We start from the raw sequence: 6,078 nt of genomic DNA on the forward strand, positions 1-6,078 counted from the left end.
CTGGCGATACTGTAAGCGCGCATCAAAGGCTTACCCTCGGTCTCCAGGCCGATCATGACAAAGTGCCCGTTCTTGAAACGGAAGCCCGGATCACGGCTTGTGGTAAAGCTGAACAGGGTATCGTTCCAGTGATGGACGCTGGTAACTTTCTCTTTAATCAGGTTGCTCATGTAAACCTCTTGCCTGTTCGTTACGCTTTCTTACGGCGAATGATTCAATTTTGGATTGCGCTAAGTCTAACCCGACACTAACCTATCGGGAAAATGGGATATTCTCATAACCTTATTCGAGTGAGCCGATTAAGAGCGAAAAGTTATGAAGTACAGTTTTCGACAGCTGGAAGTTTTCCTGGCAGCCGCCCATTTCCAGAACATTACCCGTGCTGCCGAATCGCTGGCCATGTCGCAATCGGCAGCCAGCAGTGCGCTGAAAGAACTGGAAAACCAGTTCGACATCCAGCTGTTCGACCGCGTTGGCAAACGGCTCCAGTTAAACGAGCTGGGGCGGCTTTACCGCCCCAAGGTGGAGGCCGTCCTTGCCCAGGCCAATGAGCTGGAACAGGCCTTCAGCAAACACACGGAGGTGGGCGCCCTGAAAGTCGGGGCCACCCTGACTATCGGGAACTATTTGGCCGTGGGGGTCATGGCCCAATACATGAATACCCCTACCCATCCCAGAGTCTCCCTCGAAGTCGCCAATACCAGCACCATCGCAAGACGAGTGAGGGACTTCGAGCTGGATATTGGTTTGATCGAGGGGGAATTGCAGTCTTCAGAACTGGATGTATTGCCCTGGCGGGGAGATGAGTTGGTGGTGTTCTGTTCACCCACCCATCCACTGGCCCAAAAAACATCACTGACGGATGAAGACCTGCGCACCGCCACCTGGATCATGCGTGAGCAGGGGTCAGGAACCCGCCAGAGTTTTGAGCGGGGCATGCACGGCCTGTTGCCGGATCTGAATGTGCTGCTGGAGCTGGAACACACCGAGGCCATAAAACGGGCAGTGGAAGCCGACCTGGGCATTGGCTGCCTTTCGGAAGTGGTGCTGGCCGACGCGTTCAAGCGCGGAAGTCTGGTGCCACTGACGGTACCGGAACACCGTCAGTTTGATCGGCAGTTCTATTTCATCCTGCACAAGCAGAAATACCGTAGCGCCGGAATTGATGCCTGGATAGAGCTTTGTCGGCAGTTACGCTGAGATGGGCCCGCTGTGAAAGCGAAACTCCTGATCCGGATCTTCAATCAACGCCCGCTCCAGGGCCAGAAAATCCTCCGCACGGGCCGCGATCGGTTCACCAGCGGCCTGCTCGGCCAGAGTCAAGTAGTCCTGGTAATGCCGGGCTTCGGACTTCAGCAAACTGGTGTAGAAATCCGCCAGCTTCTCATCCAGGAACGGAGCGAGCGCGGCAAACCGTTCACAGGAGCGCGCCTCGATAATGGCGCCCACAATCAACACATCCACCAGGCGGCCAGGATCTTCTGACCGGACTTCCTGTCTTAATCCTGCCGCGTATCGGGCCGGGGTAAGATGGCAATAGTCCACGCCGCGCTTTTTCATAATCGCGAGCACCTGCTCGAAATGCCGGAGCTCCTCACGGGCCAGCCGGGACATCTTGTTCAGCAGGTCGGTGTTGTCAACGTACCGGTACATCAGGCTGAGCGCGGTGGAGGCGGCCTTCTTTTCGCAATGGGCGTGATCGATCAGCATCAGGTCCTGGTTCGCCAGGGCATTGTCGATCCATTGCTGAGGGGTCCGGCACGGCAGGAAGTTGTGAATCTCTTGCAGGGCGTCGTTCATGGTTGAATACAGTTGTTGATTTGCGGGCGGCGAGTATAGCGCACTTAACAGATTCCTCCGACCTCTGTCCAACTTAACTTTATAAGGGGTTTCCTATAGAATGCAGCGCCAGATAAAGGAGTCTCTGAATAAACCCTGAAACCCCATCGGTGATTTGAGGCATTATTCAGAGGCTCCTGCGGCCTTTCCGCCAAAACCTCCCGCCAAGGCATGAAGCCAACGGCGCGGGACATTCCAACTGATGAGGGTCCATATCGTGTTAGAAGCCTATCGTGAACACGTTGCCGAACGTGAAGCCCTGGGTATTCCTCCCAAGCCCCTGAACGCCGAGCAGACTGCTGCTCTGGTCGATCTGCTGAAAAACCCGCCGGCCGGCGAGGAAGACACCCTGGTGTATCTCCTGGAAAACCGCGTACCGCCGGGTGTCGACGAAGCCGCCTACGTAAAGGCCGCGTTCCTGACTGCTATCGTAAAAGGCGAAGCCTCCTCTCCGCTGCTGGACAAGCCGACAGCAGTCAAGCTGCTGGGCATGATGCAGGGTGGCTATAACATTGCGACCCTGGTTGATCTTCTGGACGACTCCGAGCTGGCTGAGCTGGCCGGTGAGCAGCTGAAGCGCACCCTGCTGATGTTCGACGCCTTCAACGACGTGAAGGAAAAGATGGACGCTGGCAATCCGGTTGCCAAGGCAGTTATCGAATCCTGGGCCAACGGCGAGTGGTTCACCAACAAGAAGAAGGTACCAGAGAGCACCAAGATGGTGGTGTTCAAGGTCACTGGCGAAACCAACACCGACGACCTGTCTCCGGCTCCGGATGCCTGGTCCCGTCCGGACATCCCGCTGCATGCCCGCGCTGCCTACAAAATGGAACGCGACGGCCTGAAGCCGGAAGAGCCCGGCGTTACCGGTCCCATGAGCCAGATCGACGAGATCAAGTCCAAAGGCCTGCCTGTAGCCTTCGTAGGTGATGTTGTCGGTACCGGTTCCTCCCGTAAGTCGGCCACCAACTCCGTTCTGTGGTTCTTCGGTGACGACATTCCGGGCGTGCCGAACAAGCGTGCCGGCGGTGTCTGCATCGGTAACAAGGTCGCTCCCATCTTCTTCAACACCATGGAAGATGCCGGTGCCCTGGTGTTCGAAGCCCCCGTCGACGACATGAACATGGGCGATGTTATCGAGATCCGCCCGTATGACGGCAAGATCCTGAACGAGGCCGGCGAGACTATCTCCGAGTTCAAGTTCAAGTCTGATGTGATCCTGGACGAAGTTCAGGCCGGCGGCCGTATCCCGCTGATCATCGGTCGTGGCCTGACTGCCAAGGCCCGCACAGCACTGGGCATGGGCGCGACCGACCTGTTCCGCCTGCCAAAAGATCCCGAAGCCGGCACCAAAGGCTTCACCCTGGCCCAGAAGATGGTTGGCAAGGCCTGTGGCCTGGAAGAAGGCAAAGGCGTTCGTCCGAACACCTACTGCGAGCCGCACATGACCACCGTAGGCTCCCAGGACACCACCGGTCCGATGACCCGGGACGAACTCAAAGACTTGGCGTGTCTTGGCTTCCAGGCTGACCTGGTTATGCAGTCTTTCTGCCACACCGCTGCCTACCCGAAGCCGGTTGACGTGGAAATGCAGCACACCATGCCGGACTTTATCCGTACCCGCGGCGGTGTTTCACTGCGCCCGGGCGACGGCATCATCCACTCCTGGCTGAACCGCATGCTGCTGCCGGACACCGTGGGCACCGGTGGTGACTCCCACACCCGTTTCCCGATGGGCATCTCCTTCCCGGCCGGTTCCGGTCTGGTAGCGTTTGCCGCGGCGACCGGCGTTATGCCTCTGGACATGCCGGAATCCGTTCTGGTTCGCTTCAAGGGCGAAATGCAGCCCGGCATCACCCTGCGCGATCTGGTACACGCCATCCCGCTGTACGGCATCAAGCAAGGCATGCTGACCGTTGAGAAGAAAGGCAAGATCAACGAATTCTCCGGCCGCATCCTGGAAATTGAAGGCCTTGAGCACCTGACCGTTGAGCAGGCGTTCGAGTTGTCTGACGCTTCCGCCGAGCGTTCCGCCGCGGGTTGTACCATCAACCTGTCTGAAGACTCCGTGGCCGAGTACCTGCGTTCCAACATCACCATGTTGCGCTGGATGATTGCCGAGGGTTACGGCGATCCGCGTACCCTGGAGCGTCGTGCCCAGCAGATGGAAGAGTGGCTGGCTGATCCGAAGCTCATGCGTGCCGACAAAGATGCCGAGTATGCACACGTCATCGAAATCGATCTGGCTGACATCAAAGAGCCGATCGTATGCTGCCCGAATGATCCGGACGATGCCAAGTTCCTGTCCGAAGTGGCTGGCGACAAGGTTGACGAAGTATTCATTGGCTCCTGCATGACCAACATCGGTCACTTCCGCGCCGCCGGCAAACTGCTTGAGCAGCACAAAGGCCCGCTGAGCACGCGTCTGTGGATGTCGCCGCCGACCAAGATGGATCAGGCGCAGCTGATGGAAGAAGGTTACTTCAACACCTACGGCACCGCCGGTGTTCGCACCGAGATGCCGGGCTGCTCCCTGTGCATGGGTAACCAGGCACGCGTAGCTCCGAAGTCGACGGTACTGTCCACTTCCACCCGTAACTTCCCGAACCGTCTCGGTGATGGTGCCAACGTGTACCTGACCTCAGCGGAACTGGCAGCGGTTGGCGCGGTTCTGGGCAAACTCCCCTCCCCGCAGGAGTACATGGAGTACGCCAAGGACCTGAACAGCATGTCGAAAGAGATCTACAAGTATCTCAACTTCGACCAGATGGAGAACTACACCAAGAAGGCTGCTGAGGCGAATGTCGCCTGAGCATCAAGCCTTTACGGTAATCTCCACGAAAAACGCCAGCCCTCGGGCTGGCGTTTTTTTATGCCCCGAAAAGCTTATCGCTCAAGCAGGATTTTGCCGACAGCCTCACCCGACTCAATACGACGATGCGCGTCACTGATCTGGGTGAACTTGTAGCGTTGAGTATCCAGCAACGGTTTGACCTTGCCCTGCTCCAGCATGTCACACAATGCCTTCACCAATCGTGGCTGATCGTCCATGCCGATCCCGTGTAATAGCGAAATCGAACGGAAGATCACGTGCAGGGTCAGACTCTTGGCGTGCATCTGACTGAGATCATGGGTTGACCGGGTATTGATTGAGCACAGGCGACCATTCACTGCCGCGGCCTCAATGGACTTGTCCACGTTTCCACCACCGACGGTATCGAACACCAGGCTGAAGCCCTTGCCGTTTGTCAGGCGCTGCTTGTAGTCCTCTACCGACTCATCCCGGTAAAAGATAATGTCGTCGGCACCCAGTGCCCGCGCCTGCTCCGCTTTCGCTTCGTTTGAGACGGTGGTGGCGACCCGGGCACCCAGGTATTTGGCAATCTGGATGGCAACGTGGCCGACGCCACCGGTGCCGGCATGAATCAGCACATGCTCACCGGGCTGAATCCCCGCCCGATCGACCAGGGCGCTCCAGGCAGTCAGGAACACCAGCGGCAATGCCGCACAATCAGCCAGAGGCAATTCCATGGCCGGAGTACGCTTACCCAGCAATCGAACATCGGCGATCATGAAATCTGCCAGCGCGCCCTGCCAGCCCCCGACGCCACCGGCGCATCCAAACACTTCATCGCCTTCGGCAAAGCCGGCCACACCGGGGCCAACCTTATCCACCACTCCCGAGACGTCACCATTCAGGATCGCGGGCATTGCCGGGCCGGTTTTCACCAGCCCTGAACGAATTTTGGTTTCGAGCGGGTTCACACTGGAAGCCACCACCCTGATGCGAACCTGACCTTCATCAGGCTCTGGTGTGTCCACTTCCCGCTCAACGAACACATCCGGCCCGCCAAACTCTTCAATGACCATTGCTTTCATTTTTTCTATACCTCCTCAAATCATGATCAGTACAGGATCAGTCGAACCAGAATAGCCGCCACCATTATCAGGGTTATTCCCTTGACCCAGCGCGCGCCCTGCTTGCTCATGTTTACCCGGGTTGCTATAAAGGCACCGGTGACATTGCCAAGAGCCAGGGTCAGCCCGACACTCCAGCGCACCTGATCGTTGATAGCGAATACCACCAGCGCGGCAAAGGTAAAGGGCAGCACGATGGAAACCTTGAGCACGTTCACCTGCCTCAGGTCGATTTTCAGCATGTGGTAAAGCACCACGATGAACAGCACACCAACGCCGACCTGTATAAACCCGCCGTACATGCCAACCACAAACATCGCC

Annotated in this window: 5 protein-coding genes and 1 pseudogene; 2 read left to right on the plus strand and 4 right to left on the minus strand. The window is 57.6% G+C overall.

The features are described 5' to 3' along the window. A pseudogene (locus B2W52_RS12310) lies at nt 1–170 on the minus strand (ferredoxin--NADP reductase); the annotation flags it as partial. Nucleotides 171–315: 145 nt separating this feature from the next. Between B2W52_RS12310 and B2W52_RS12315 the strand changes: the two are divergent. Further along, nucleotides 316–1,200 carry a LysR family transcriptional regulator gene (locus B2W52_RS12315; protein WP_008174997.1) on the plus strand — a complete coding sequence of 295 codons (885 nt, stop codon included), beginning with the start codon at nt 316–318 and terminating at the stop codon, nt 1,198–1,200. On the opposite strand, the gene B2W52_RS12320 is transcribed toward B2W52_RS12315, so the two are convergent. Next, entirely contained in the window at nt 1,192–1,800 is a 609-nt protein-coding gene (locus B2W52_RS12320) for a MiaE family protein (protein WP_008174995.1), read from the minus strand. The two genes, B2W52_RS12315 and B2W52_RS12320, sit on opposite strands and share 9 nt — an antisense overlap. A gap of 256 nt (nt 1,801–2,056) precedes the next feature. Between B2W52_RS12320 and B2W52_RS12325 the strand changes: the two genes are divergently transcribed. Next, complete coding sequence (locus B2W52_RS12325; protein WP_286803342.1) at nt 2,057–4,651, plus strand: bifunctional aconitate hydratase 2/2-methylisocitrate dehydratase; 2,595 nt, start codon at nt 2,057–2,059, stop codon at nt 4,649–4,651. 74 nt (nt 4,652–4,725) lie between these two features. Here B2W52_RS12325 and B2W52_RS12330 read toward each other — a convergent pair whose 3' ends face one another. Continuing rightward, on the minus strand, nt 4,726–5,718 hold the full coding sequence (locus B2W52_RS12330) for a zinc-dependent alcohol dehydrogenase family protein (protein WP_008174991.1): 993 nt from the start codon (nt 5,716–5,718) through the stop codon (nt 4,726–4,728). 26 nt (nt 5,719–5,744) lie between these two features. Then, nucleotides 5,745–6,078, minus strand: a 334-nt coding sequence (locus tag B2W52_RS12335; RefSeq protein ID WP_286803292.1) for a sulfite exporter TauE/SafE family protein, incomplete at its 5' end; no start/stop codon positions are given.

Origin of the sequence: Marinobacter sp. UBA2498 (assembly GCF_002341575.1) — a bacterium.
Taxonomy (GTDB): Bacteria; Pseudomonadota; Gammaproteobacteria; order Pseudomonadales; family Oleiphilaceae; genus Marinobacter; species Marinobacter manganoxydans.